The organism is Spirosoma pulveris (assembly GCF_054781875.1).
Genome location: NZ_BAAGTO010000010.1, coordinates 18,139 through 44,006, shown reverse-complemented (window position 1 = coordinate 44,006; position 25,868 = coordinate 18,139). Strand labels below are relative to the sequence as shown.

Below are 25,868 nucleotides of genomic sequence, written 5' to 3'. Positions count from 1 at the left end.
ATAAAGTCGTAAACCCGCAGAAAACGGTGACGTAAACTTAGTTACGACTAATGATTTTTCGGCGATTAACCGGCTAAAACACCCAGTTGCGGTAGGGTAGGTTCCAGCGAAGTGCAAAGGTAGCCGTTTGATCGGTATAGCTATCCGGCCGGTACTGGCTGTCTTGGTACCGGTACATATACCGGCCTTCCAGGAATATGTTGTGACGGATCATGTAAGAAACCCGCAAATCGGCGTACGTGGCCACTGTTTTGCGTCCCTGGCCAATGAAGTTGCCCTCATCCCGAAACCGAAAGGTGTAGTCCTTTAAGATATTGCCACCGTAGTTAATATCAACAGCGGGATCGGAACCATACATCATCACCCCGAAGATCCCATTGGCCGATAACTTCTGGCGCTGGAACCGAACAATGCCCAGTCCTTCCAAAAAGTTGCTGCCCAGCGGGTGCGCCAGGGGCTGGCTGTAATGCGCGTAATTGGTTTGACCCGCTGTAACCGTAGGAGACGACTCGTGCGAGTACGTGTAAGGTCGTGCCAGATTAAACTCCGTTTGCAGGTCGAGATTGGGTACACCGAAGGCATCAATGTATTTGGCTCCAACCTGTATCGCAAATTTGTTAGTCCAGTCACCTTTGCCAGCCAGCAATGGTCTTAGCCGGAATTCATCCAGCATAAACTGGCTGTATACCAGAAAATGCGACAGGAAATTAGCTTTGAAGTCAATGCCAATGAAGGCGTTGTCCTTGCTTCCCAGGCTCGACTCAACGTAGCGGTATAGAATAATCGGGTTTAGATAGCTCAAATCCAGACGGTCGCGGCTAAATACCTCCGCTTCAAAAACACCTATATTGATATGGTCGCTTAGATTGATGCTCACATGGTGCATGGCCGCAAACTTGGGCGGAATGAGTTTATCGTCCTGAACGCGGGGCGTCTGTGTATTTTGCAGCGACGTGAAAAGGTTTGTGTACTGAATGTTGCGTCCTAAGCGGGTCGACAATTTCAGGAAGAGGTAAGCCGGGCTGTTGTCCGACAGAAGCAGCGACCGGAAGCCGTTTCCGAAGAAGTTCCGGTCATGACCGAACTGAACATTGATAACTTTTAGCGTATTGAACGTAATATAGCCTCTGGCTGTCAGGAAATCGGCCCCGTTGGTGCGGTAAGGCTTCACGAACCCTTCGCCCGGCGCTGTTGTCTGTAAGACGCCCTCGGCGTTGTACGTTTGTCCGTAGGTCTGCCCGTAACGCTGAATATATTCTGGGTAGATGGCCTGATTATCAGCAAAAAAGGTATAAAAGCCTAATTTTTTGCCGATGGTTCCGCGCACTTCCAGTCCACGGGTATTGACAAACAACGGATCAGGTTTACTGGTGTTTGCCGTTGCCAGACCCGACAGTGATTCGGCGCCGAAGCCGATATAGAAAACCGGGTTTACGTGTAAGTCGATATCCGGCGTTTGCAGGCTATAAAAGTCAGCCTTCTTTTTATAGAAATGAGTTAGGATAGGCTTTCTACTGTCGCCGGCAGCCGCTGAAGAGGCTGGTTCTACCCTTGTAAAGAGGCTCGGGTTAAGCGAATCGGCGGGTGGTACCCATTCCCAACTGTCGTTCAACAGGTAATTAAAGTTGAAGTAGTCAGTATCGGAAAAATCACGACTGGGATGGGCAGTAACACTATCAGCTAACTGAACTATACTCTGGCGATTGTAAGGCTTCACTGAACTGTGAAACCCTTCGGCCCAACTGTTTTTTCGTATTTCGAGCCGGTCAATAAGGTGATAATAATCTGCATTGAGCGGGACAAATGGACTTTGTGCCAGAGCTGACGACGAAAGCAGAAGGAAAGAAATTAAGTAAACGTTGATGCGCATGAAACTACTGACCGATGGTCTTATTGTGCTTATCTTGTGGCTGATTAGGTCATAAAAGCCGCTTAAATTAGCCATTAAGTTTGGATATACGCCAACCTTGCGGCTAATTTACAGGCAAAGACGTCTCCAGACTATGTTTGTGTTTACCCACCAGCCTTCATTGGCCAACCAGTATATCGCCGAGCTTCGGGATGTAGCTATACAGCAGGATCGGCTTCGGTTTCGTCGAAATCTGGAAAGATTAGGGGAATTGATGGCCTACGAAATCTCCAAAAGTTTGTCTTATCAGGCAGTAGCTGTGCAAACGCCCCTGGGAATTGCTAACACACAAGTACTTCGCAAGCAACCTGTTCTGGCAACCATTATGCGGGCTGGCCTGCCTTTTCATCAGGGATTTGCCAACTACTTCGATCAGGCTGAGAATGCTTTCGCGGGTGCTTATCGGGGGTACACACCGGGGGGAGATGATGAATTTGAGATTGCCATGGACTATATCGTTAGTCCTGATCTAAGCGGGAAAACGCTAATCCTTTGCGACCCGATGTTAGCTACGGGCCGTTCGCTCGAAAAAGTCTATCATGCGCTTCTGCGTTATGGCATTCCCGCCCAAACGCACATTGCGGCTGTTATTGCCAGTCCGGAAGGGGTACGGTATGTGCAGCAGCAATTGCCGCAATGTCATCTGTGGCTGGGTGCTGTCGATGATCACCTCAATGAGCACGCCTACATCGTACCCGGCCTCGGCGACTCCGGCGATCTGGCCTTCGGGGCAAAAGTGTAAAATGATGTATAATGTATGATATAGGATACATCACTGACGCAGCAGATACATCCTATATCATACATCCTATATCTTACCGCAGGTCTACTACTTCTACGCCGGGATATTTTGATTTGTCGAAGGCGAAATAGGTATCCGGAACATTTACGTTTGGCGTGAATTTGGTGATCGTATACGATGTTTGCTTACCGTCTCGGTTGGTGATGAGCCAGTTACGCACAGACTTGTCTGCTTTATCAACTGCAATTTGCACCGTTTTAATGGCACTTTTCGGACGGTTGGACGTCAGCTCGATAACTTCAAGGGTTCGGCCTGCCTGTTTCTGCTCTTTCAGAAAGCGATAGTCGAAACCACGTTTGTAGATAGTGTAAATCTGCGTTGGATTCAGCTCGCTGTTGCTACCGGCATCGTAGTCCTGTACGTTTACTTCGTTCGACTCTTTGATGTAAGTAGACATCGTTTTGCCGTCTGTAAATACTTCCTGGCCACCAAGTAGCAACCGGAACTTTTCATTTTTTACGGTTAAATCGCCTTTATACGATTCTTTTGCCCCGCCCCCGGCACTGGCAAACGTAAAGTTGGCCTGATATGATTTCAGCGATTTGTATCTTTTGCTCATCGCATCCAGAATACCCTGCGCCCGTTTATCTTTTTGAGCAAAAGCAGGCAGCGTCATGATAAACGCCAAACTAAGCAGTACTGCAAATTTCTTCATTGTTAGTGGAATTGCCCGTCAAGTTAATCCTTTGATTCGTTCGGGAAACGAATCTCTTTTTCTTAGACGGGAAAGTGAGGGGAAAAGTTTAATAATGAGTTAAGCGGAATACCAAGCGGGACTGGTTACTCACCTTTTAAGCGCTTTAGTATGTCTTCCAGCGTTTGTAAATCCTGCACCAGCACATCACGGGCTTTACTGCCCTCAAACGGCCCCACAATTCGGGCCGCTTCCAACTGGTCTACCAGACGACCGGCCCGGTTGTAGCCGAGTTTGAGTTTGCGCTGAATGAGGGAGGTACTTCCCTGCTGGTGAATGACAATGAGTCGGGCAGCTTCGTCGAACATCGGGTCGCGATTGGCCATGTCTACGTCCTTATCGTCGCCCTGGCCGCCATCATCGCCAACAAATTCCGGTAGCGCATACGCTTCATCGTAACCCCGCTGGTTGCCAACAAACTCGCAGATGTCTTCAATCTCGTTGGTATCGACAAAAGGACATTGCAGCCGGATAATATCGGAATTGGACGACAGGAGCATATCGCCCATACCGACCAGCTGCTCGGCCCCACCTGTATCCAAGATGGTACGGGAGTCGATTTTCGATGTAACCTTAAACGACAGACGCGCCGGGAAGTTTGCCTTGATCAAGCCGGTAATAACGTTTACAGACGGCCGCTGCGTAGCCACAACCAAGTGAATACCAATAGCCCGCGCCAGCTGTGCCAGCCGGGCAATGGGTTGCTCCACTTCCTTACCCGCTGTCATCATGAGGTCGGCCAGCTCGTCAATAATCAGGACAATGTAAGGCAGGAACCGGTGGCCCTTGTCGGGATTGAGTCGTCGCTTTATGAATTTGGCATTGTATTCTTTCAGGTTCCGGCAACCGGCATCTTTGAGCAGGTTGTACCGGTTGTCCATTTCAATACATAGCGAGTTCAACGTGTTGACAACCTTTTTGGTATCGGTAATGATTGGCTCTTCCGAATCCGGAAGTTTGGCCAGGAAGTGCCGTTCCAGCTTATTGAACAGGGTTAACTCCACCTTTTTCGGGTCGACAAGCACCAGCTTAAGCTGCGAAGGGTGCTTCTTGTAGATGAGCGACGTGAGGAGTACGTTTAGCCCTACGGACTTACCCTGCCCGGTGGCTCCGGCCATGAGTAAGTGCGGCATCTTGGCCAGGTCGGCTACGTAGATTTCATTTGAAATGGTTTTGCCCAGGACAATTGGCAGATCGAACTTACTGGTGCTAAAGATGTCGCTGGTAATCACTGACCGCATCGAGACCATCTCCCGGTTTTTGTTCGGCACCTCAATACCAATCGTTCCCATGCCGGGCATGGGGGCAATAATCCGGATGCCAAGCGCCGACAGACTCAGTGCGATATCATCTTCCAGGCTTTTGATCTTGGAAATACGCACGCCCTTAGCCGGAATGATTTCGTACAGCGTAACCGTTGGCCCGATGGATGCCTGAATCGAATCGATCTCAATGCCGAAGTTACGGAGCGTATTTTCGATCTTCTCTTTGTTAACGGTCAGTTCATCGTCCGAAACCTGGGCTTTACGGCTGTTGGGGTAGTCCGTCAGCAACTCATTGACCGGATACTGATACTGAGGCAAGTCGATAGTTGGGTCGTACAGACCATGAAGCGCTACCAGATCATCTTCTTCAAAGGGGTCGGGCTCAAAGGTCGGGGCGGGAGTTGCGCTTAGCTCTTCCTCCAAATCGGAGGTGTCGGCTACGGCATCCCGATTTTTGATTGTCAGGGTGACGCCTGTTGTTTGTGCAATCACCTCAGGTAATGGAGTTTCCGGTTCTCGGGCAGCAGGGGCTACCGGAACATTGGCAAACGTATTGGCCTGTGGTGTTCGAATCGATTCGGGCGCTGTTTCTGCTGAGTCTTCAGGCTCCAGTTCATCGTCATCGTCAGGTTCCTGCTCACTCTCGTCGTAAGTCTGTAGTGGATCGGACGACCGTTTGGGTTTAGAAGGTGCTGGCTGGGAGAAGGTTGGCAGCTTGATGGACCGTACATCGAAGAAGTAGATGACAAAGCTAAAGAGCGCAAAGGCGATAAAGGCCAGGTTTCCCCAGCCGAACAGGCTATACAGGGCTACGTTGAATTCATAACCAATGCCACCACACCACACGCTGGCCGTTTCGGCAGAGTCGGTAACAAGGACGATGTAACCCAGCATAAGGCTTGTCCAGACGGAGGCAAACAAAAGGCCGGTTGTTGTACGGCTTAAAGGCAGCAGTTCACTTCCGAAAGTCATTTTGTAGCCAGCCAGGAAAACAATGACCGGAATGGCGAGCGCGCCCACGCCAAACCACCGGAAAACAAAGGCATGCGCCACATAGGCGCCTACCAGGCCGACCCAGTTGCGGGTTTCACTGCCCGATTCGGCCAGCGGTTCCGAAAAGGCGGCACCGACTACGCTCTGATCGGCCTGGCCATTGAGCAGGTAAGAGATAAACGCTACCAGTAAACCAAGCGCCAGGCCCATCAGCAACACGCCAAGTGTTAAGGTCGAACGCTGATCGGTGAGCCATCGGTCAAGTGCTGCCCCCCAGTTGAATGACGTACTCTGCGAACGTCCGGGCAACGGATTGCCATCGCGGTTCGGGCGCGGACGTGGTTCAGCAGAGCGTCGGAGTGTATTCTGGCGGGGCGATGTAGTTGGTTGTGCCATGCGTTGATTTTAGGCGGTAGCTACTGGTAAATTTCTCACTTTTTACCGAGAAACTACGATGAGAACGGTGTATAGGCGTAAAAATTTGACGACCTGATTATACGGCTATGCCGCTAGCAACGCCTTGTTGATGCGTTTGGCCAAAGCGGGGCCTTCGTAAATAAAACTCGTGTAGACCTGCACCAGGCTGGCACCGGCGCGGAGTTTCTCCTGAGCGTCCTCAGCCGAAAAAATACCACCAACACCAATGATGGGAAACGCCCCGCCCGATTGCTGGTGGAGGTAGCGGATAACCTCGGTAGCCCGTTCGCGCAGGGGGCGGCCACTTACGCCACCAGCTCCCATTTGGGTAACCGTGCCCGCATCGGTTGCCAGGCCATCGCGGCTAATGGTCGTATTGGTGGCAATGACGCCCGCAATGCCCGTTTCGGCAACAATGCCAATGATGTCGTCTAACTGGCCATTGGTTAAGTCCGGAGCAATTTTTAACAGGATCGGTTTAGGCGTTGGCTGCTGGCGATTTTCCTGCTGAAGGGCCGTTAGAAGTTGGGTAAGGGGCGCCCGTTCCTGCAAATCGCGTAAACCCGGTGTATTGGGCGAACTGACGTTGACCACAAAATAATCGACTGCATCGAAAAGCTCCCGGAAACTGATCAGATAATCGCTCAGTGCCTGTTCATTAGGTGTATCTTTATTCTTGCCGATGTTTCCACCAACGATCACCTGCCGTCCGCCCCGGTTCTTCGCAAAATGCCGAAGCCGTTCGGCCGCCGGACCGGCGCCTTTGTTGTTAAAACCCATTCGGTTGATGAGGCCGCCATCAGCTTTTAACCGGAAAAGACGGGGGCGTGGATTACCGGGCTGAGGGCGGGGCGTTACCGTGCCGATCTCGACGAAACCAAAGCCCAAATCGCTCAACTCGCTGATCAACTCCGCATTTTTATCGAATCCGGCAGCCATACCTACCGGGTTTGGGAACGTCAGCCCAAATACCGTACGGGCCAGGCGCGGATCATTAACAACGTAGAGTGAACGAAAAAGCGCCGATACGCCGGGAATCGAGAGGGCAATTTTCAGAAAGCGCGTTACGGTATGGTGAATGGTTTCCGCATCGAAACGGAAGAGTAGGGGCAGAATGATATGCTTGTACATAAGTACAAAGATAACTGTAGTGTCGATAGTTGTAGTGCCAACCAGGATGGTCGGCACTATACTCAACCAAACAGATCGGAGGAAAGATACCGGTCGCCCCGGTCGCAGATGATGCAGACGATAACGCCTGATTCAAGTTCCTGTGCTAGTTGAACGGCTGCGTGAACAGAACCCCCACTACTCATGCCCGCAAAGACACCTTCTATGTTCGCCAGTTTGCGGGTCATTTGGGTGGCTTCGTCGGCCGATACTTCTATGATTCGGTCTACGCGCTGCGGTTCGAAAATTTTGGGTAGGTATTCGACGGGCCATTTTCGGATGCCTGGTATCGAAGAGCCATCTGTAGGCTGGCAGCCCACGATCTGTACGTCGGGATTTTGTTCTTTCAAATAGCGCGAGGTGCCCATGATCGTCCCTGTGGTGCCCATCGACGAAACAAAATGGGTAATTTCCCCGGCGGTATCCCGCCATATTTCGGGACCTGTTGTCCGGTAATGAGCCAGATAGTTATCGGGGTTGGCAAATTGATTGAGCATCAGGAAGCCACCTTTCTGTACCTGTGCATCGGCGTAATCGCGCGCACTCTCAATGGTTTCGGTCAGGGTCACCTTAGCCCCGAAAGCCTCCATAGTCAACACACGTTCACGGGTTGAGTTTTCGGGCATGACCAGCTCAATGGGAATGTCGTAGAGCCGGGCAATCATGGCCAGCGCAATACCGGTATTTCCGCTGGTAGCTTCAACGAGCGTCATGCCGGGTTTAAAGTCACCGCGGGCCAGTGCGCCCTGAATCATACTAACGGCAGCCCGGTCTTTTACACTGCCGCCTGGGTTGTTGCCTTCGAGTTTACCGTAAAGGATAACGTTGGGATTTGGATTCAGTCGATTGAGCTCGACGAGGGGAGTGTTGCCGACCAAATCAAGCAGGGTTGCCATGCTGATGTATCAAAAAATGTCCTGTTGTTTTCAAGGAGAAAGAGGCTTAATAAGTTCGCTCGACGGACTGTTTTCCCAAAAATGGGTGCCTGTCTCCCTGAATTTAACTACCCTGATCATGGTATTTTTAGCATTTAGAGTTCATTTTTTAGGTTTAAACCATTGACTAACAGGCAAACAGTTGTAAAATTGGTAACGTTTTTGGCTCGATTATAGACACCTTATTTGTCTGGTTCAGAGCTATTGTATTCACACCCTCTTTGCTTTTACACCATGAGACTACCACTAATTGCCCATCCTCTGTCTAAAAGGGATGTTGAACAATTGGCCGACGAGTTTGCCATGTCAGATTTGATTCTACCGTTCTGGGGATGCCGCAAAAAGATGCCCATGCACCGTATTGTCCGCCTGGAAGGTGAAGGGAACTATACCTTGTTTCATTTCGCCGACGGAAGCCAGTTAATGGTATCGCTGACGCTGAAGAAAATGGAAAGCCGGCTTTCGTCTAAAGTGTTTGTTCGACCGCACAAAAAAAATATCATTAACCTGCTGTATCTGGAAGGTGTTTACCCGGGAGAACAACTTTGCGCGGGTCTCGTTAATGGCGACCGTGTAGAAGTGTCACGCCGAAAGGCAAGTCGCTTTATTAAGCAGGTAAAGGGTTTTCAGCAGGAATTGAAAACGATGGATACCTTTTCAATTTTGGCCTAAAAGTTTAATTTATCTGAAACGCAGGTTATTTAATGCTACTTTGGGTGGCGGCCTGTTATGCGAAAAAAAACATCGTTGTTGTTAATTTCCACGTTTCCTGCATACAGAAAAAGGCAGCTTCTGCATAAGAAGCTGCCTTTTTCTGTATGCAGGAAACACAATTACTTCGCCAATTTGGCTAACTCTTCATCCCGTAGCGGTTTACGAAGAATCTTGCCCACATTCGACTTTGGCAACTCCGTCCGGAACTCGATAACGCGAGGTACTTTGTAGGCGGTCAGGTTCTCGCGGCAGAATGCCTTGATGGTGTCGGCTGTCAGGTCGGGGTCTTTTTTCACGACAAAGATCTTAACCACCTCTGTCGACTTTTCGTCGGGAACACCAATGCACGCTACTTCGAGCACACCCGGACACTGGGCAACGACATCTTCGATCTCGTTGGGGTAGACATTGAAGCCGGATACCAGAATCATGTCCTTTTTCCGGTCGACAATCTTAAAGAAACCGTCTTCATTCATAACGCCTACATCACCGGTCTTGAACCAACCGTTCAGCATGGATTTCTCTGTTTCTTCGGGCCGATTATAGTAGCCACTGAATACCTGCGGGCCACGGGCTATTATTTCGCCGGGTTCGCCAATGGGGGCATCGCTGCCATCGTCCCGAATGATTTTCATTTCTGTACTCGGCCAGGGAATGCCGATGGTGCCCACCCGAACGGAACCGTCAATAGGATTAGAACAAAGGACCGGGGATGTCTCCGTCAGGCCGTAGCCTTCGCAGGGTGTGTTGCCAGTTAATTTCTTCCAGCGTTCAGCAACGGATGTCTGCAAGGCCATGCCACCCGCCGACGTGACCTTAAGGTGGCTAAAATCGACTTCATTGATACGGGGGTTATTCAACAAGCCATTATAAAGTGTATTGACCCCCGTGAATGCCGTGATCTTGTACTTTTTCAGATCGTTGATGAACGCGTTCATGTCACGCGGGTTCGTAATCAGCAGGTTCATGGACCCGTTCTTGAGCGAAGCCAGGGCGTTGGTCGTAAGGGCGTACACATGGTAAAGCGGTAAAGCCGCAACAATGATGCCTTCGCCATCGGGAATGCCGCTGGGTTTCATCCAGTAATCCTGGCATTCAACATTCGACAGGATGTTCCGGTGGGTCAATACTGCACCTTTCGAAACACCTGTGGTACCACCCGTATACTGAACAAAAGCCATGTCCGTATTTTTGATGGCTACCGGTTTAAATGGCTGGCTGCTGCCCCGGCTCAGAGCATCATTGAATGAGATGGCGTCGGGCAGGTTGTAAGCAGGAACCAGTTTCTTGACATACTTGACAACCGCATTGACGATCTGTTTCTTGGGGAAACCCAATAGATCACCGAGCGAGGTGACAATGATGTGCTGAATGTCTGTCCGGTCCAGAATTTTCTCCAGATTGCTCGCAAAGTTGCTCAGGATGACAATAGCTTTTACGCCGGAATCCTTGAACTGATGCTGCATTTCGCGCGGGGTATAGAGCGGATTCGTGTTGACAACCGCCAAACCCGCCCGGAGCGCACCAAACATGGCTATAGGGTATTGCAGCGTGTTGGGCATCTGAATGGCAATCCGATCCCCTTTCTGGAGTTTCAATTCGTTTTGCAGAAATGAAGCAAACTGGGCCGACAGTTTATCGACTTCGCCAAAGGAGATTTCTTTGCCCATGCAGGAATAAGCAGGTCGATCTGTAAATCGCCGGAAACCGTCTTCCATCAAAGCTGCCAGCGATGGGTATGTATCTGGGTTGATTTCATCCGGCACTTCTTTAGGATAAAAACGGCGCCATGGATACGGATTTAGAGTTGATTCAGTGTTCATGTAGCGTGTAGGTTTTAGAGCGAAACTAAATTCGTCTGTCTTAGATAGGTATAGTAAGTATAAGTTATGGTACCCTGACCAGGCGTCCATAAATCCTTGATACGTGCAACAAAACTAAGGAAATTGTTCTATCTGGTGTCTATGTCAAACACCTTTATACGAACGAAATACAAACGCCGGACTTGTTGAAGTCCGGCGTTTGTTTGTTGTCCATTTGTACAGGAATTATACCGTTTGTACAAAATGGACGTCTTGATGCAACGCTAAGGTTGAAATTTTCGTCATATACCCAGCGCGTAACAGCGTTTAAGTTAAGAAAATAGTGCAGAAACGCCGGGCCGCTAATGTGTTCGGCGTTTTTAGTTCCTACAGTGACTGCAAGGTACATACTATTTTAATGTCTTTGCCAACGTTTAGCGATTTTTGTAACCAGTTGTAACTATAATCCCGTAACCTCCTTACTATTCGAGGGTTGGAGATCATAAACTAGCTGGCTTCAACGACCATTGGAACCGCTGACGTACTCCCGTCGGGCAGACGCTCGGCGATGGGTTCTACCGTAACGACAATAAATTTCGACGTTGGCGTATTACTAATGTAGGCTACGCTGGCCACGGGCACCAGCGGGTTCACTTCCGGGTAATAAGCAGCAGTGTCGCCTTTCGGGATATTGTACGGAATAGCGATAAATCGCTCCAGCTTTCGTTGCTGCCCTTCAAAATGGCTCGTGATATTGACTAACTGACGCGCTTCGATACCTCGCTCTTTCATGTCCTGTGGGTTCATGAAAATAACCCGCCGTTCGCCATACACTCCCCGGTAGCGGTCGTTATAATCGTAAATCGTAGTGTTGAACTGGTCATGGCTTCGGATGGACATCATAACCAGTTGGTCAGGCTCAAGCTCATGCCTGACCATGTCGGTGGCAGTGAAGTTGGCTTTACCATTTTCGGTTGTGAAGTTCCGCTCACGGGGGCCGTTGGGCAGATAAAAACCACCCGGCTTCCGAATCTTCTCGTTGAACTTATCAAAGCCGGGAATTACGCGGGCAATAGCATCCCGAATGGTATCGTAGTTTTCGGTATAGCCGACCCAGTCGACTTTTGTCCGCTCACCCAGCGTGGTCAAGGCAATGCCCGATAATATGGCCACTTCACTCAGCATTTCGCCTTCCAGCGGTTCCAGTACGCCTTTGTTCTGGCTCACTACCCCCATCGAGTTCTCGCAGGAGGTAAACTGATGCCCCGACTTCTGCATATCAATATCCAAATGAGCGAAGCAGGGTAGTATCAGCGATGTTTTCCCCGTAACGAGGTGGCCGCGGTTGATCTTTGTACTGACAAACACGGTCAGACTCTGTTTGCGAAGCGCTTCGGCTACCAGTTCGGTATCGGGCGAGGCCGACAGGAAGTTGCCGCCCAGACTCATGAAGACCTGCGTTTTGCCCTCATGCATCGCCTTGATCGACTCAACCGTATCGTAGCCATGCTCGCGGGGTGGCTCAAAGCCGTATTCTTTTTTAAGAGCGTCCAGGAAATCATCGTGTGGGCGTTCCCAGATACCCATCGTACGGTCGCCCTGCACGTTAGAGTGACCGCGAACCGGACAGGTGCCTGCCCCCGGAATACCAACCGCCCCCTTCATCAGGTGTAGATTGACGATTTCCTGAATGCTCATGACTCCGTTTTTCTGTTGGGTAAGGCCCATAGCCCAGCAGGTAACGATTTTTTGTTTAGGGGCAATAATGTTGGCCGCTTCGAGCAGTTGACCGCGCGACAGGCCACTCATTTCTTCTATATCCTCCCAGGCGGTATTGCGAATTGTCGCTATGAATTCGTCATAACCGGCGGTGTATTGCTTGATGAATTCGTGGTCGAGTACAGTGCCGGGCTTTTGCTCTTCAGCCACAAGCAAGTGTTTCATAATACCCCGCAGCACGGCCATATCCCCGTTGATCTTCACTTGCAAGTGCAAATCAGCAATGGGCGTCCCCTTACTGAGTAACGTACCTACCGCTTTGATGGGGTTCATGAAATCCTGCGGATTCTTGAAGTGGCTCAGCCCCGCTTCGTGTAAGGGGTTGATCGCAATTATTTTGGCCCCTTTGCGCTTGGCTATCTGCAAAGCCGTAAGCATACGCGGGTGGTTCGTGCCGGGGTTTTGTCCCATGATCAGGATAACCTCGGCATCATGAACGTCATTTAACGTTACAGATCCTTTGCCTAGCCCAAGCGTGGGGCTCAGCGCCGAACCACTGCTTTCGTGACACATATTGGAGCAGTCGGGGAGGTTGTTGGTGCCGAACTCCCGCACGAAAAGCTGATACAGATAAGCTGGTTCATTAGGCACCTTCCCCGAGGTGTAGAAAATAGCTTCGTCGGGCGATTTCAATGCGTTCAGCTCATCGGCTACTACCTGAAAAGCATCCCGCCAGGCAATGGGCCGGTAATGCGTATCGCCGGGGCGAAGGACCATCGGGTGCGTTAACCGACCCGAATTATTCAAATCCCGGTCGGTCATGTGCGACAAATCGACCAGACTATGTTTCGCGAAAAACTCGGGATCGGCCCGGCGCGAATCGGCATCAGAAGCCGTGGCTTTGGCGCCATTCTCGCAGAACTCGGCCACCGATCGATGGTCGTCGGGGTCGGGCCAGGCGCAGGACGAGCAGTCGAAACCGTCTTTCTGATTGAGCTTCAGCAGCGCATGAGTGCCCCGGCCAACGCCCGCTTCACTCCACGAAAACTCCATGGATTTAAGAACGGCGGTGACACCAGCGGCAACCGTAGCAGGCTTGCCAAGTTTAAGACCGGTGAATTCTTCGGGCGGTTGCGCCAGTACAGGGTTTTTATGTTTTGCGGCCACGTTATCGGGAGCTGAAAATACGCGTTTATCGGCATCTGGTTTTCCCTGCGGGTCGTAGTGGTCGTTGGTACGCTCAGTTCCCTGATCGGGACGATCACCACTTTGGGGAACGTTGTTCACATCCTGTTCGGCCGGATTACTGGGCCTGCTCTCGTTATTAGGCGTCTTTTCCATAGTATAGGGCGGCCTGCGGGCCGAAAGTAAAGCGTTGATAAAGCACGTACCTATCTAACGAAATCCAGTAACCGATGGCCTGACGGGCTGTCCATTTTTGCCATATTTTAATGGTACGTTCAAAACAATGCGTTGTTGAGCCGAGATGTTTTGAAGAAAAGGCAAACTCCACCAGTGATTACTAACGGGCCGTGATAAACCTGACAGGGAGCAACCGGTAGATTACCGCCCATGGCCCCATTTTGTAGGGCAAATATTTAGCAGGAAAATAAACTATCGGCCAACACCGGTCAACTCGGTAGCTGTTAGCGAGGTAATACGGTCAGGCGCTGCATCAGCCGGTTGAAGGTGGTCGTTTCCGGCTCAATAGCGCCAAAAAAGGCAGCATCGACCTGCTCGACTAACGAATTGGCCTGCACCAGGATCGTTTCCCCAACCGGCGTCAGTTGCAGGTGCTTGGCCCGGCCATCTTCCGGGTTATCAACCCGAAGGAGGAAACCCTTACTGGCCAGTGTTTGTACCACTTTAGAGGTCATCATCTTATCGGTGTGCGCATAATCGGCCAGTCGCTGCTGGGTGACCAACTCGCCCTGTCGACTGAGCCAGTATAGGCCAGCCAGCAGCGAGAATTGGGTCAGCGTTAGGTCCACGCCACGCAACTGCTGATTCATCTGTAGTTGCCAGCGCATACTTACCTGCCAAAGCAGGTAGCCGTTATTTTCTTCGGGCTGGGTAAAGCTAAAAATGGCGGTTTCATTCATGAGAATCAGGGGTCATGGCCGATTGAATCAGCATAAAGTCAGTGGCTGGAATCTGGAAACAGCCAAACCGAAACTTGGCTCCCCAACTCGCTCTGGGTTGAGTAAAACTGAGGTGTTCCAGTAAGGGTTGAATGGGCGTTTCGCTAACCGACTGATAGCTTACCTGTCGCCGGAAGGGACGAAAATCAGCACTAACCTCGGCCTGGAACACCGGCCCCTGGCTCACTTCACCCAAGGCGACAAACCGCTGGTAAGGCTCTGTCTGGCCATACACCCGCTTAGGTGCGTAGATTACCACGCCATCGCCGGGCTGCATGCGACGAAGGGGGCCGGGCTTCCCATGATTAGCCTGTACGAAGCCTTGTGCAACCCCGTTCAGCGCGTGGTCGCGGCTAGCTACCACGATCCAATAGTTAGTTTGGTTCATTCGCTTTTTGTCTCTTGTAGGGTTAACTAATGCCTATCGGAATCGGCAATGATGGCGGTATTGCCAAAGGGCGTTGGCTGCATGCCCTGAATCAGAGTAGCTCTGTCCCTAACGGCTTTCAGGAAGACGTTTTTAAATCCACTATGGGTTTCCGAATGGTAAAGATAGCTCCACTCCAGACAGCAAAGGCGTAGGTATCGGGTGGCGACTGGGTAACGGATTGCAACCGCATAACGTCGGTATAAAACTGCCGTGAGGCTTCCAGATCACTCACCTGAAGTGAAACAAAACCTAGTTGGATTGAAAATTGCATGATCGGTTAATTTAGTAGTCATGACTACTAAATTAACCGAATCCGATCTGCTTTGGTTCAAAGCAGAATAATAAAGGTCAAGCTTGACGTCTTAGAACAAGCTGGGTGGTTTCCCTAGCCCGTTTTTATTTCAGATGGCGCAATTTGTGCGCTAGTAACTGACTGATATCTATAATTTCCGTTAACTTATTAACGAAACTAAATAAGATAATAAATAATTGATTCTATATAGTTAATAGCGATCGACTTTTAGTAACTTACCGTACTTTATCTTTCTGAACGAGCCATTAAATTAGTACAATGAAACAGTTCTTCTATTTACTTCTTATTTTAATCAATACACCTCTGCTAGCACAGAACAACTATGTAGTCAATACGCCTAACTCGCTAACACCCGGTACTTTCAATACATTGGTTGGCTATGATGCGGGGAATGCGATTACGTCAGGGAATTCAAATGTTTTTGTTGGGTATGCGGCCGGTAATGCCAATACGATAGGAACTCAAAATGTCTTTATGGGTGCCGGTGCCGGTTACAAGACTACTACTGGCTCTCTTAATACTTTTATTGGAGGTGTGACGGGCTTTAATAATACCTCAGGCACTGAGAATACTTTTATTGGTGAGTCTGCAGGCTATTTCAATTCGACTGGTTCTTCTAATGTCTTTTTAGGTTATCAAACAGGCGGCAATAATACAACCGGTGCCAACAACACATTTTTAGGCAACTCTGCGGGAGCTAGAAATCAAAATGGGCTAAATAACGCCTTTATCGGCTATCAGACGGGTTATTACAATACGACAGGCAATGATAATGCTTTCCTGGGAGTCTATGCAGGTCAGTATAATACCCTAGGTTACTCGAACACCTTTTTGGGTTCTTCAGCAGGAAATCATAATACAACAGGCGCTAATAATGCCTTTACGGGGTCAATGGCGGGTTTTTCAACCACAACTGGCTCCTTTAATACGTTTAATGGCTACGTAGCGGGTACGTCCAACACTACGGGTGCAGCTAATGCATTTATCGGAGCTTCTGCCGGTGCAGCAAACACAACGGGTCAGCATAATACCTTTGTAGGAACTAGTTCGGGTATAAATAACACGACTTCTTCTGCCAACACATTTTTAGGCTATCAATCTGGCTATACCAACACAACGGGTAGTCAAAATACTTTTCTGGGCTATCGGGCAGGGTATAATATTACCACTGGCTCCAATAACATCATTATCGGCCCCAACTCCGGAACAGCTATTACTACCAGTGACGACAACGTACTGATGGGGTACAATAGCCAGGCAGAGGATGGTCTGTACAACGCTGCTGCCATTGGCGCTAATTCTCGCGTAGCCATCAGTAATGCGCTGATTTTAGGCAATCAGGCCAACGTTGGGATTGGCACCTCATCTCCTGCCGTTCGATTAGAAGTTGTTAGTGAATCACCTAATAACAGTGGTCTTCGATTATCCAACCTAACCACTAATAGTCAGGTTGCAACCTCAACCGATCAGTTTCTGACCGTCAATGAACGGGGTGATGTGATCAAGGGGCGTTATCAGCTACGAATCAACAATACCGGCGAATGGAGCGATAAAGTCTTTGCACCCACTTACAGATTACGTTCGTTGGAATCAGTTTCGAATTTTGTTCAGGAGAATGGACACTTACCCGGTGTACCATCGGCCAAAGAGGTTTTGAAGGAAGGAATTGACTTAGCGAAAATGAACGCTACACTACTCGAGAAAGTAGAAGAACTGACTTTGTATTTGATTCAGCAGCAAAATCGAATTGAGCAATTAGAGAAACAGGTCAGACAGATAGCAAAACCCTAATGTTATTGGTAATCGTAACTAGATAAAACATTTTTCATTGGGTCGGGTGGGTGGTTCTCCGGCCCGTTTTCGGAGGAGCCATACAGATTATATTATTAGTGAGAGGTAATAATTATAGCGGATTTTTTAGCTTGAAGAGTTGCTTAATTGCATAGTTTATGAGTTTTATAATTGTTTCTGAGAACAGAAAAAGCCTTCACACATACTGTATGAAGGCTTTTTCTGTTGTTGTGCTCCCGAAGGGATTCGAACCCCTATCGTCGGTACCGGAAACCGAAATTCTATCCATTGAACTACGGAAGCGGGCAATGTCCCTGTTTGGGAGTGCAAATATAGCAGATTACACCACTAAAACGCAAGCGGTTTTCTAAACAACCGATAGGGATTACGCCATTTTTTAACGTAATCCCTATAAACACTATCGGCGGCCGCGTCCCCCGCGTCGGTTTTCACCTTTCGCGGCTACCCTTTCTTTATCGCGGCTACCACCCACTTTTCGGCTGGAAGACGACCCGCCCGATCGGCTGCTATCGCTGCGACCCGACCGGCGACCTGAGCCCGCATCGGTAGCCCGACCGGCGCTGTCGCTGACGAGGGCAAAGTCCATGCTCCGGCGGGCGAGGTTAGTTTCTTTCACGCGTACTACCACGGCGTCGCCAAAAGTGTACATCTTTTTGGTGCGGCTGCCAATAATGCGGTAGTTGTCTTTGTCGAATTCGTAAAAGTCGTCGCTCAGATCCTGCATACGCACGAGACCTTCGCAACTGTTCTCGGTAATTTCAACGAAGATACCGAACTCGGTAACGCCCGAGATGACACCCTCAAACACCTGATCGGGAGCCATCCGGCTCATAAATTCTACCTGCTTGTACTTGATACTGGCACGCTCGGCATCGGAGGCCATCTTCTCCCGTTCCGACGAATGCCGGCATTTCTCTTCGTATTCTTCGCGATCGGCGGGTTTCCCTTTGTCCAGGTAATGCTGCAACAAGCGGTGCGCCATCATATCGGGGTAACGACGGATGGGCGAGGTGAAGTGCGAGTACCGTTTGAACGCCAGACCAAAATGGCCCAGGTCTTCGGTGCTGTAGCGCGCCTTCGACATGGTCCGGACGGCCAGCTGCTGAAGCATGTTGGCTTCGGGTTTGCCCTCAATGCTCGCCATGAAGCGGTTCATGGAGTTGGACAGGTGCTCGTCGTCGACGTTGAGTTTGTAGCCCAGCTTACGCGCGAAGTCCGAAAAACTGCGGAGCTTGTCATCGGCCGGGGATTCGTGTACCCGGTAAACCATCGTGTTTTCTTCACCCCCTTTGTTGCGCTTCGAGAGCGAATGCACAAACTCAGCCACCCGTTTATTCGCCAGCAGCATAAACTCTTCGATGAGTTTGTTGGTGTCCTGCCGAATTTTGGGGTAAACGGCCAGCGGAACGCCATTCTCGTCGAGTCGGAAACGCACCTCAACCGTTTCGAAGTTGATCGCTCCGTTTTTGAAGCGTTCGTCGCGGAGTTTGTAGGCCAGCTCGTTCAGCAGGCGTAGTTCCTCTATATAGTCACCACTGTTGCTGTTCAAAATATCCTGCGCTTCCTCGTAAGCAAACCGACGGTTAGAGTGGATGGCTGTTCGGCCAAACCATTCATTCACGATTTTAGCGTCGGGGGTCATCTCGAAAACGGCCGAGAAAGTCAGTTTGTCTTCATTAGGCCGGAGTGAACACAGACCGTTCGACAGTTTCTCGGGCAGCATAGGAACGACCCGGTCTACCAGATAAACCGATGTAGCCCGTTTGTACGCTTCTTCTTCCAGCTTTGAACCGGGCAATACGTAGTGGGTTACGTCGGCGATGTGAACGCCGATTTCGTAATTACCATTGTCCAGCACCTGCACCGACAGAGCATCGTCGAAGTCCTTGGCATCGATCGGGTCGATGGTGAAGGTCGTCACATCCCGCATGTCGCGCCGTTTGGCCAGGTCTTTCTTCAGAATTTTGGTCGGGATGGCTTCAGCTTCTTTCTCCACATCGGCGGGGAAATGAATCGGCAGCCCGAACTCCGCCAGAATGGCGTGCATCTCGGTGTTGTTCTGACCAGCCACGCCCAATACGGTAATCACCTCGCCCTCAAACCGCTGCTTGCTGCTGTTGGGGTCGGGGAATTTTGTCAGGCGAACAATGACCTTCTCGTTGTCGTTGGCACCCCCGAGTTTTTCTTTCGGGATGAAAATGTCATCGTATATCTTCTTGCTGTCGGGCACTACAAAACCGTAGGTTGGCCAGACTTCAATGCGGCCCACCAGTTCTGTACGGCCACGCTCCACGATGCCGGCTACTTTGCCTTCAATCCGGCGCCGGGCGGCATTGCGGCCTCCGTTGCGCGAGTCCTGGAAGCGCACCACGCGTACGCGGTCGCCATCAACGGCCCCGGCCAGGTCATCAGACGATACCCAGATGTCATCATCGCGGTCGCGGGCGGTACCAGCGGCTGTATCGGGAATGACAAAGGCAAAGCGCGAATTGACGTGGTCGACAACACCTTCGATAATATTAGCGTCGGCATCGGCGCGGTAGCTACCGTCGGGTTGCCGTACAATGGTGCCTTCGTCGGTGAGTTCGCCAATAAGGCCGTGCATGATGAGTTTCATGCGCCGGTCGCTGGTGTCGAAATGGTCGAGAACCTGCTCCTGGGTAAACGACTGTCCGTCGTTAATCTGGAAAAACGCCATGATGTCGTTTTTCATTTCATCCAGAAACGAGTCTGCCTGCTGAATGGGGCGAACATGGCTTTTGCCGGATCGTTCTACCCCCTTTTCGCGCGGGCGTGCTGTGTGAGATTGCCGACCGGCCGGTTGGCTGGCGGCATCCTTTGTATATTTAGTTTGTTTTGGTTTTCCGTTTCTCATGTTACTTGCCTAACTCTTTCGTCAGGCTAAAATGTTTAATTCTGTGTGGAAGAAGGCTGGATAGTGGGTAATGAATTATATACAATGGTGTTAAACAGCATTATTCATTTTACATAACCCATTAGTCATTAATAAAGCCTCAATCACTCAATACAATATGCTCGTCGGCCACGAGCGGAGCACCCACCATTTTCAGGTAAACCTGCACCAGCATTACCATCGAGTCGCGGGCGTACTTTTCAATACGGGGCCAGTCGTGTTCGCGGTAATACACCTCGCTGGTGCGGTCGCCGGTCCATTCGAGGGGGCGGGTGGGTACATTGAGTACGGCGGCCAGCAAGTCGAGGGGTACGAAATGCCGTTTGTCGCCGAACTGCCAGTACTCAAGCGTATCGCGGTGGGGAATATCCCAGGGTTTCTTGCCGGAAATCTGTAAGGCCGGTGGTAGTGGAAGTCCATTAGCCATCAGCCGCCGACACAGATACGGGAAGTCAAATTCCTTGCCATTGTGCGCACAAAGGGTTAGTTCGCCGGGTGGGTACCGGTTTACTATGGCCAGAAACTCGGTCAGCAACGGTACTTCGTCGTCGTTGCTGAGCAGCTTTACCTTCAGGTGGGGTTTGTCGTCGTCATCGAAAAACAACCCACCCACGCCAATGCAGATGATCTTACCAAATTCGGCAAAGAACGAGGCCCTTCGGTCGTACCAGCCTGCGGGTGAGAGCTCATCATCATTTTTGAAATACCGGCTTTTCTCTTCCCACTGGCGCTGCAAACGGGGATCGACCGATAGGAGTGATGGCTCTCCCGCCACCGTTTTGAGGTCGATAAACAGAAAGTTTTTAAGACGACGCTTCCAGGAGACGGGTTGAGGCATAAGGTATTTTGAGTAGCGCGGGTAGTGGGTAACGCGGACAGTCCGCGTTACTTAAGCGTGCAGAATTCCTTCCAGACCCAGCGCTGGTACAGTGACAAGGTTTTCTTCGACGATGCTATCGGGCACGAAGATGAACTTTTTGTCGAAAATCTGATCGCCGATGAAATAGCTGACCCAGTATTCGTTGTTCAGGTGAAATACATCGGGCATTATCGTTTCGACCACCTCGTGGGCACCTGGCAGCACTTCTACAAAAAAATGCCGTAAGGTCGATGTTTTCTGCTCTTCATCGTTTTTGAGTCCGTAGCCTTTCGAGGTAACAAAGACCGTTTTAATGGGCACGTCGTTTTGGTTGATCAGAAATACCCGCCAGTCGTATTCCCCAAGTTCATTCTCTTTCCGGGCAATTACTATCTGTACGCCCTCAACGGGCAAAAAATTAATATCTTTTTTCATTGTCAAGGTTTAGATAAAAGCAAGGCTATAAAGATGGCTCCGGGTCATGTCCGGGCATCGGCCCACATCTTGTATCGAGATCTTACGAATTAACCGGTTCCATGTCAAACAGGGTAAACAGATGCTGTTGTACTTTGTCTGACACCTCGTCCAGCGGCACCTCATGACCCAACTCAAGCGCCAGTGAGGTAACGGCTTTGTCGGTGATGCCGCAGGGGACAATATGGTTAAAATAACTCAAATCTGTATTAACGTTCAAGGCGAAACCATGCATCGTTACCCAACGGCTTGCTTTCACGCCCAAAGCACAGATTTTTCGGGGATTGTTTCCATCAGCATCAAGCCACACACCCGTCAGGCGTTCGGCCCCGACGCCCTCGATTCGACCCGCCTGAAGACCGTAATCGGCCAGCGTCAGGATGATACTTTCTTCCAGCAGCCGCATGTACCGATGAATATCGGTGAAGAAATTATCCAGATCCAGAATCGGGTAACCTACCAGCTGGCCGGGTCCATGATAAGTAATATCGCCCCCCCGCCGAATCTTGAAAAGCGACGCGCCAAACTCCGAAGCGAGCCGGGTTTCATCGACCAGAAGGTTTTCTTCATGCCCGCTCGTGCCCAAGGTATACACGTGGGGATGTTCGCAGAACAGCAGGTAATTGGCAGTTGGCTGCTGCTCATCCGGAGAGACCGCGCGGTTCGTTAATTTCTGATCGACGATGGTGGCAAACAAACGCTCCTGCTCATTCCAGGCATCCTGATACGCGATTAAGCCTAATTTGCGAACGTTAACTTGTTTATTAATAACCCTATTCATTGCTTTACGGAGGAACCAGCCTTTCATAAGGCAACTTCCCTTTATTAACAATCAGACGAGCCTGTTTCGTTCGATTTTAGCCCGTAACCTACTTAAACTGATGGCACAGCACAACGAAACCGGCAAAGAGGGCGAAGCGGAAGCCGCCCGTTATCTGCTGGAAAAGGGGTATGAAATTATGGTCCGGAACTACCGCTACCAACATGCGGAGATTGACGTAATCGCCAAAAAAGGGAAGCTGATGGTCTTTGCCGAAGTAAAAACCCGGACCAACGTCATTTACGGAAACCCGGAGGAGTTCGTTTCCTACACAAAGGCTAAACTAATCATGAAAGCGGCTGAGCAGTACATATTCGCTACAGGCTGGATGTTCGATGTGCGTTTCGACATCATCGCTATTACCCTCGTTAACAATGAGCCTCAGGTAAAGCACATTGAAGATGCTTTCTCCTGAGTAATCGGGAAAAACGTCCTTTGTTAATTAAGTAGTTACAACTAAATTTTTTTGTGTTCGATTACGTTATTAATAGGCATTGAAATTGCACATCAACAACTTACTATGAAGGTATTTAACGTTTGGCGTCCGGCATTGTTACTGGCGGTTTCGGCTACTGTCCTGCTTACAGGATGTAAGAAAAGTGAAGATGTTGCGCCCGGAAACCTGTCATCGACAACGGCAGTAACGGATGCGGAGGTGAATGACTGGATCTTGCAAAACATGCAGACGTTTTACTTCTGGAACGACAAGCTCCCGGCCAGTCCTAATAAATCGCTAAGTCCAGACCAGTTTTTTGCTTCCCTGCTGAATACGTATAACGCCACGAGTAATGCCGATGGCGACCGTTTTTCGTGGATTCAGCCGAGCGCTGAAACACTCAAGGCTTCTTTGAGCGGACAGTCAAAAACGACGGGTATGCAGTATAAGCTGTACTACCGGGATAACACCAGAACCACTGTTATTGCGTCGGTGCTGTATGTTCTGCCTGGCTCGCCAGCCGCTAAAGCCGGTATTAAACGGGGGGATATCATCTCAAAGGTGAATGGACAAACCCTGACCGGTACCAATTACTCCGATTTACTATCGGGGAGTTCAGATACGTATACATACGGGTTTGCCACGGTAGCTGCGAACGGCTCAACCGTAGATACCGATCAGACAAAACAGGTAACCGCTATTATCTTTCAGGAAGATCCGGTGCTGCTCGATACGACTTACACCATTAATGGCAAAACGATCGGGTACGTTGTTTACAACCAGTTTATCCCCGGTACTTATACGTTAGGTGGTCCGACAGATAAGACGTACGACCTGAAACTGGATAACATTTTCGGCAAGTTCAAGCAAAAAGGCGTCAATGAACTGGTGCTCGATCTGCGCTACAATCGCGGAGGATATGTAAGTTCGGCGGTTAATCTGGCCAGTTTGATCGGCAAAAATGTTGATGCCTCCAAAGTATTCTATTCTCAGAAGTGGAACCCTACCGCTGCGGCCATTTATGCTGCCAAAAACGGGGCCAACTGGAACATTCAGAATTTCGTGAACAAGTCGACCAATATTGGTACCAACCTGAGCCGTGTCTTTGTGCTGACGACGAACAGCACCGCTTCGGCCAGCGAGCTGATCATAAACGGGTTACGGCCGTTTATGACGGTAACCACCATTGGCACAACCACTACGGGTAAAAACGTTGGGTCGATCACGATTTCGGATAATACAGGGCGCATTAAATGGGGTATGCAGCCCATCACGTTTAAATCCGCCAATGCACTGGGCTTTACCGAATATGGCAACGGATTTGTGCCATTCGTTGAGGTGAAAGAGCCAACGGTAGCTATGAAAGCTTTCGGCGATTTGAACGAATCGATGTTAAGCGAAGCTATTTTTCAGATCGCGGGAGTACGAAACGCCCGTCGGGCCGCCAATGCAGAAATAGATCGGCCTTTGATCGGCTCATCTCTCGATGAAAAAGCCGGAGGAGGGAACATGTACATCAGTGATAAACAACTGGGGTCGGTACATTAATATTGTATTATTTTGCGTTTGAAGCAGCCCCACAGGCTGCTTTTGGCGTTTTATACTGTAACTTTAACATCAGCAACCTAACGAGACTATGTACGAAAAGAATATAGGTACTAAGCAGAAAGCATTACGTATAAATCTTGACCGTCGTATTTATGGTTCATTTGCCGAGATTGGAGCAGGTCAGGAAACAGCCGCTATGTTCTTTAAAGCGGGCGGGTCATCGGGTACCATTGCCAAAACCATGTCGGCGTACGACATGACCTTTAGCGATTCCATCTATGGAGTCGAAGAAAGCGGACGTTACGTGGTCGAGTCGAGACTGGTAAAGATGCTTAATAAGGAGTACAGCTTACTCGAAAAACGGTTAGCCGAAAAGCGGGGCCCCGACACGACCTTTTTTGCCTTTGCCAATACAGTTGTTGCCCTGAACTACCAGAAAACCAACGAAGCACACGGCTGGCTCGGCTGTCGGTTCCAGCTGAATCCGCAATCCGGCTACAACGATGTCATTATCCACGTTCGGATGATCGACAATGAGAATATTTTGCAGCAGCAGGCGCTGGGTATTATCGGGGTCAATTTGATTTATGGGTGCTATTACTACTCGAAGTCGCCCGAAACGCTGGTCCTTTCGCTCATGGATGATCTGGCTCCCGAACGAATTCAGATTGATATGATCCGGTTCAGCGGCCCGGATTTCGCCGATGTCGACAACCGACTGATGAGTTTGCACCTCGTTAAAAACGGCTTTACTGATGCCGCGCTCTTCGGACCCGACGGGCAGGTGCTCCAACCATCGGAGGCTCTGTACAAAAAGCATATTCTGGTTATGCGTGGTCGACTGCGACCCGTTACCAATGTTCAGATGGATATGATCGAGAACGGGCTTAAGCAGTTCAAAGACGAACCGGATGTTGATTCCAACCGGGTGGTGTCGATGGCCGAGTTGACCCTGCACAATCTGAAAGCCAATGAGCAGGGTATCGATGAGAAAGACTTTCTGGACCGGGTCGACATTCTGTGCTCGATGGGCCAGACGGTAATGATTTCCAACTACCTCGAATACTATAAACTTGTTGCGTACCTGGCCCGATTGACGCGGCTCAAGATAGGCCTGATTGTGGGTATTCCGAACCTGGAATACATTTTCGAAGAAGGGCACTACGAGTTTCTGCCGGGTGGTATTCTCGAATCGTTCGCCACACTGTTTAGTCGTAAAGTCAAGCTATTTGTCTATCCGACGCTGAAACATGGTGCTATTTACACCTGCAACGAATTCGAATTACCCCCAACATTGGAGCCCCTGTTTCAATATCTCGTACGAAACGATAAAATCGAGGACATCACGGATTACAACGAACAGAACCTGCACATTTCGACCGACCACGTGCTGGAAATGATACAGCAGGGCGAAGATGGCTGGGAAAACATGGTGCCTGCCCGCGTAGCTGATCAGATAAAAACGAACTGCCTGTTTGGCTATCCGTGTGAGGTAGAATACATACCCATTGGGCAGCAGGTGCGGCAGCAGCAGGTTGAAGAACAAATGCCGGCTCCGTTATCAACGCCTGTAAGTTAGGGTTCAGAACCGGTTGGAGATGCCTGACAAAAGCAACAGATCAGAATGCTTACAATAAGCAGCCGTTTGCCGCTAAATAGCTTTTCAGTGCTGATGAGGGTATTCTACGCTGCTATTGAGTT

Annotated in this window: 20 protein-coding genes and 1 tRNA gene; 6 read left to right on the top strand and 15 right to left on the bottom strand. The window is 50.0% G+C overall.

The genetic code is table 11. The annotated features are described in order from the left end of the window. Positions 1-73: 73 nt before the first annotated feature. Positions 74-1,870 carry a hypothetical protein gene (locus ACYVJM_RS25275; protein ID WP_461151018.1) on the bottom strand — a complete coding sequence of 599 codons (1,797 nt, stop codon included), beginning with the start codon at positions 1,868-1,870 and terminating at the stop codon, positions 74-76. 133 nt (positions 1,871-2,003) lie between these two features. On the opposite strand from ACYVJM_RS25275, the gene upp reads away from it, so the two are divergent. Further along, entirely contained in the window at positions 2,004-2,651 is a 648-nt protein-coding gene (gene upp, locus ACYVJM_RS25270) for a uracil phosphoribosyltransferase (RefSeq protein ID WP_461151017.1), read from the top strand. A 73-nt stretch (positions 2,652-2,724) separates the two neighbouring features. Here the strand turns inward: upp and ACYVJM_RS25265 are convergent, their stop codons facing one another. The 4 genes from ACYVJM_RS25265 to cysM form a co-directional block, all read right to left on the bottom strand. Beyond that, positions 2,725-3,366, bottom strand: a complete 642-nt coding sequence (locus ACYVJM_RS25265; RefSeq protein ID WP_461151016.1) for a LolA family protein — start codon at positions 3,364-3,366, stop codon at positions 2,725-2,727. 125 nt (positions 3,367-3,491) lie between these two features. After that, entirely contained in the window at positions 3,492-6,059 is a 2,568-nt protein-coding gene (locus tag ACYVJM_RS25260; protein ID WP_461151015.1) for an FtsK/SpoIIIE family DNA translocase, read from the bottom strand. 105 nt (positions 6,060-6,164) lie between these two features. Next, positions 6,165-7,211 carry a quinone-dependent dihydroorotate dehydrogenase gene (locus ACYVJM_RS25255; protein WP_461151014.1) on the bottom strand — a complete coding sequence of 349 codons (1,047 nt, stop codon included), beginning with the start codon at positions 7,209-7,211 and terminating at the stop codon, positions 6,165-6,167. A 62-nt stretch (positions 7,212-7,273) separates the two neighbouring features. Continuing rightward, positions 7,274-8,146 carry a cysteine synthase CysM gene (gene cysM, locus ACYVJM_RS25250; protein WP_461151013.1) on the bottom strand — a complete coding sequence of 291 codons (873 nt, stop codon included), beginning with the start codon at positions 8,144-8,146 and terminating at the stop codon, positions 7,274-7,276. Positions 8,147-8,419: 273 nt separating this feature from the next. Here cysM and ACYVJM_RS25245 point away from each other — a divergent pair, with 273 nt between their 5' ends. Then, positions 8,420-8,857 (top strand): LytR/AlgR family response regulator transcription factor, encoded by a 438-nt coding sequence (locus ACYVJM_RS25245; RefSeq protein ID WP_461151012.1) that lies wholly within the window; start codon positions 8,420-8,422, stop codon positions 8,855-8,857. 161 nt (positions 8,858-9,018) lie between these two features. On the opposite strand, the gene ACYVJM_RS25240 is transcribed toward ACYVJM_RS25245, so the two are convergent. The 5 genes from ACYVJM_RS25240 to ACYVJM_RS25220 form a co-directional block, all read right to left on the bottom strand. Next, positions 9,019-10,722 carry an AMP-binding protein gene (locus tag ACYVJM_RS25240; protein ID WP_461151011.1) on the bottom strand — a complete coding sequence of 568 codons (1,704 nt, stop codon included), beginning with the start codon at positions 10,720-10,722 and terminating at the stop codon, positions 9,019-9,021. Positions 10,723-11,208: 486 nt separating this feature from the next. Beyond that, a complete protein-coding gene (locus tag ACYVJM_RS25235; RefSeq protein ID WP_461151010.1) occupies positions 11,209-13,761 on the bottom strand; it encodes an FdhF/YdeP family oxidoreductase in 2,553 nt (850 codons plus the stop codon). Positions 13,762-14,066: 305 nt separating this feature from the next. Then, positions 14,067-14,522 (bottom strand): MarR family winged helix-turn-helix transcriptional regulator, encoded by a 456-nt coding sequence (locus ACYVJM_RS25230; RefSeq protein WP_461151009.1) that lies wholly within the window; start codon positions 14,520-14,522, stop codon positions 14,067-14,069. Then, positions 14,515-14,949, bottom strand: a complete 435-nt coding sequence (locus ACYVJM_RS25225; RefSeq protein WP_461151008.1) for an EVE domain-containing protein — start codon at positions 14,947-14,949, stop codon at positions 14,515-14,517. Before ACYVJM_RS25225 ends, ACYVJM_RS25230 begins: the two co-directional genes overlap by 8 nt. 118 nt (positions 14,950-15,067) lie before the next feature. Further along, positions 15,068-15,262 carry a hypothetical protein gene (locus ACYVJM_RS25220; RefSeq protein ID WP_461151007.1) on the bottom strand — a complete coding sequence of 65 codons (195 nt, stop codon included), beginning with the start codon at positions 15,260-15,262 and terminating at the stop codon, positions 15,068-15,070. Positions 15,263-15,562: 300 nt separating this feature from the next. Between ACYVJM_RS25220 and ACYVJM_RS25215 the strand changes: the two genes are divergently transcribed. Beyond that, entirely contained in the window at positions 15,563-17,095 is a 1,533-nt protein-coding gene (locus ACYVJM_RS25215; RefSeq protein WP_461151006.1) for a hypothetical protein, read from the top strand. Between the two features lie 231 nt (positions 17,096-17,326). Here the strand turns inward: ACYVJM_RS25215 and ACYVJM_RS25210 are convergent. The 5 genes from ACYVJM_RS25210 to lipB all read right to left on the bottom strand — a co-directional run bounded on the left by ACYVJM_RS25210 (position 17,327) and on the right by lipB (position 22,144). Then, positions 17,327-17,398 (bottom strand) — tRNA-Arg (locus ACYVJM_RS25210). A gap of 115 nt (positions 17,399-17,513) precedes the next feature. After that, complete coding sequence (rnr, locus tag ACYVJM_RS25205; protein WP_461151005.1) at positions 17,514-19,991, bottom strand: ribonuclease R; 2,478 nt, start codon at positions 19,989-19,991, stop codon at positions 17,514-17,516. A gap of 139 nt (positions 19,992-20,130) precedes the next feature. Then, positions 20,131-20,868, bottom strand: coding sequence for a 3'-5' exonuclease (locus ACYVJM_RS25200; protein ID WP_461151004.1), 738 nt, complete (start codon positions 20,866-20,868; stop codon positions 20,131-20,133). A 51-nt stretch (positions 20,869-20,919) separates the two neighbouring features. Continuing rightward, positions 20,920-21,324: a hypothetical protein gene (locus ACYVJM_RS25195; protein WP_461151003.1), complete on the bottom strand. Its 405-nt coding sequence runs from the start codon at positions 21,322-21,324 to the stop codon at positions 20,920-20,922. Positions 21,325-21,406: 82 nt separating this feature from the next. Further along, on the bottom strand, positions 21,407-22,144 hold the full coding sequence (gene lipB / locus ACYVJM_RS25190; RefSeq protein WP_461151002.1) for a lipoyl(octanoyl) transferase LipB: 738 nt from the start codon (positions 22,142-22,144) through the stop codon (positions 21,407-21,409). A gap of 100 nt (positions 22,145-22,244) precedes the next feature. Between lipB and ACYVJM_RS25185 the strand changes: the two genes are divergently transcribed. The 3 genes from ACYVJM_RS25185 (at position 22,245) to ACYVJM_RS25175 (ending at position 25,746) form a co-directional block, all read left to right on the top strand. Continuing rightward, positions 22,245-22,598: a YraN family protein gene (locus tag ACYVJM_RS25185; RefSeq protein WP_461151001.1), complete on the top strand. Its 354-nt coding sequence runs from the start codon at positions 22,245-22,247 to the stop codon at positions 22,596-22,598. A 105-nt stretch (positions 22,599-22,703) separates the two neighbouring features. Continuing rightward, positions 22,704-24,167: a S41 family peptidase gene (locus ACYVJM_RS25180; protein ID WP_461151000.1), complete on the top strand. Its 1,464-nt coding sequence runs from the start codon at positions 22,704-22,706 to the stop codon at positions 24,165-24,167. Between the two features lie 88 nt (positions 24,168-24,255). Continuing rightward, positions 24,256-25,746, top strand: a complete 1,491-nt coding sequence (locus tag ACYVJM_RS25175; RefSeq protein WP_461150999.1) for a TonB-dependent receptor — start codon at positions 24,256-24,258, stop codon at positions 25,744-25,746. The last annotated feature ends 122 nt before the right edge of the window (positions 25,747-25,868 follow it).

Bases quoted from the DNA above. Each gene is read 5' to 3' on its own strand.
- ACYVJM_RS25275 (WP_461151018.1), bottom strand. From the start codon at position 1,870: ATGCGCATCAACGTTTACTTAATTTCTTTCCTTCTGCTTTCGTCGTCA.
- upp (WP_461151017.1), top strand. From the start codon at position 2,004: ATGTTTGTGTTTACCCACCAGCCTTCATTGGCCAACCAGTATATCGCC.
- ACYVJM_RS25265 (WP_461151016.1), bottom strand. From the start codon at position 3,366: ATGAAGAAATTTGCAGTACTGCTTAGTTTGGCGTTTATCATGACGCTG.
- ACYVJM_RS25260 (WP_461151015.1), bottom strand. From the start codon at position 6,059: ATGGCACAACCAACTACATCGCCCCGCCAGAATACACTCCGACGCTCT.
- ACYVJM_RS25255 (WP_461151014.1), bottom strand. From the start codon at position 7,211: ATGTACAAGCATATCATTCTGCCCCTACTCTTCCGTTTCGATGCGGAA.
- cysM (WP_461151013.1), bottom strand. From the start codon at position 8,146: ATGGCAACCCTGCTTGATTTGGTCGGCAACACTCCCCTCGTCGAGCTC.
- ACYVJM_RS25245 (WP_461151012.1), top strand. From the start codon at position 8,420: ATGAGACTACCACTAATTGCCCATCCTCTGTCTAAAAGGGATGTTGAA.
- ACYVJM_RS25240 (WP_461151011.1), bottom strand. From the start codon at position 10,722: ATGAACACTGAATCAACTCTAAATCCGTATCCATGGCGCCGTTTTTAT.
- ACYVJM_RS25235 (WP_461151010.1), bottom strand. From the start codon at position 13,761: ATGGAAAAGACGCCTAATAACGAGAGCAGGCCCAGTAATCCGGCCGAA.
- ACYVJM_RS25230 (WP_461151009.1), bottom strand. From the start codon at position 14,522: ATGAATGAAACCGCCATTTTTAGCTTTACCCAGCCCGAAGAAAATAAC.
- ACYVJM_RS25225 (WP_461151008.1), bottom strand. From the start codon at position 14,949: ATGAACCAAACTAACTATTGGATCGTGGTAGCTAGCCGCGACCACGCG.
- ACYVJM_RS25220 (WP_461151007.1), bottom strand. From the start codon at position 15,262: ATGCAATTTTCAATCCAACTAGGTTTTGTTTCACTTCAGGTGAGTGAT.
- ACYVJM_RS25215 (WP_461151006.1), top strand. From the start codon at position 15,563: ATGAAACAGTTCTTCTATTTACTTCTTATTTTAATCAATACACCTCTG.
- rnr (WP_461151005.1), bottom strand. From the start codon at position 19,991: ATGAGAAACGGAAAACCAAAACAAACTAAATATACAAAGGATGCCGCC.
- ACYVJM_RS25200 (WP_461151004.1), bottom strand. From the start codon at position 20,868: ATGCCTCAACCCGTCTCCTGGAAGCGTCGTCTTAAAAACTTTCTGTTT.
- ACYVJM_RS25195 (WP_461151003.1), bottom strand. From the start codon at position 21,324: ATGAAAAAAGATATTAATTTTTTGCCCGTTGAGGGCGTACAGATAGTA.
- lipB (WP_461151002.1), bottom strand. From the start codon at position 22,144: ATGAATAGGGTTATTAATAAACAAGTTAACGTTCGCAAATTAGGCTTA.
- ACYVJM_RS25185 (WP_461151001.1), top strand. From the start codon at position 22,245: ATGGCACAGCACAACGAAACCGGCAAAGAGGGCGAAGCGGAAGCCGCC.
- ACYVJM_RS25180 (WP_461151000.1), top strand. From the start codon at position 22,704: ATGAAGGTATTTAACGTTTGGCGTCCGGCATTGTTACTGGCGGTTTCG.
- ACYVJM_RS25175 (WP_461150999.1), top strand. From the start codon at position 24,256: ATGTACGAAAAGAATATAGGTACTAAGCAGAAAGCATTACGTATAAAT.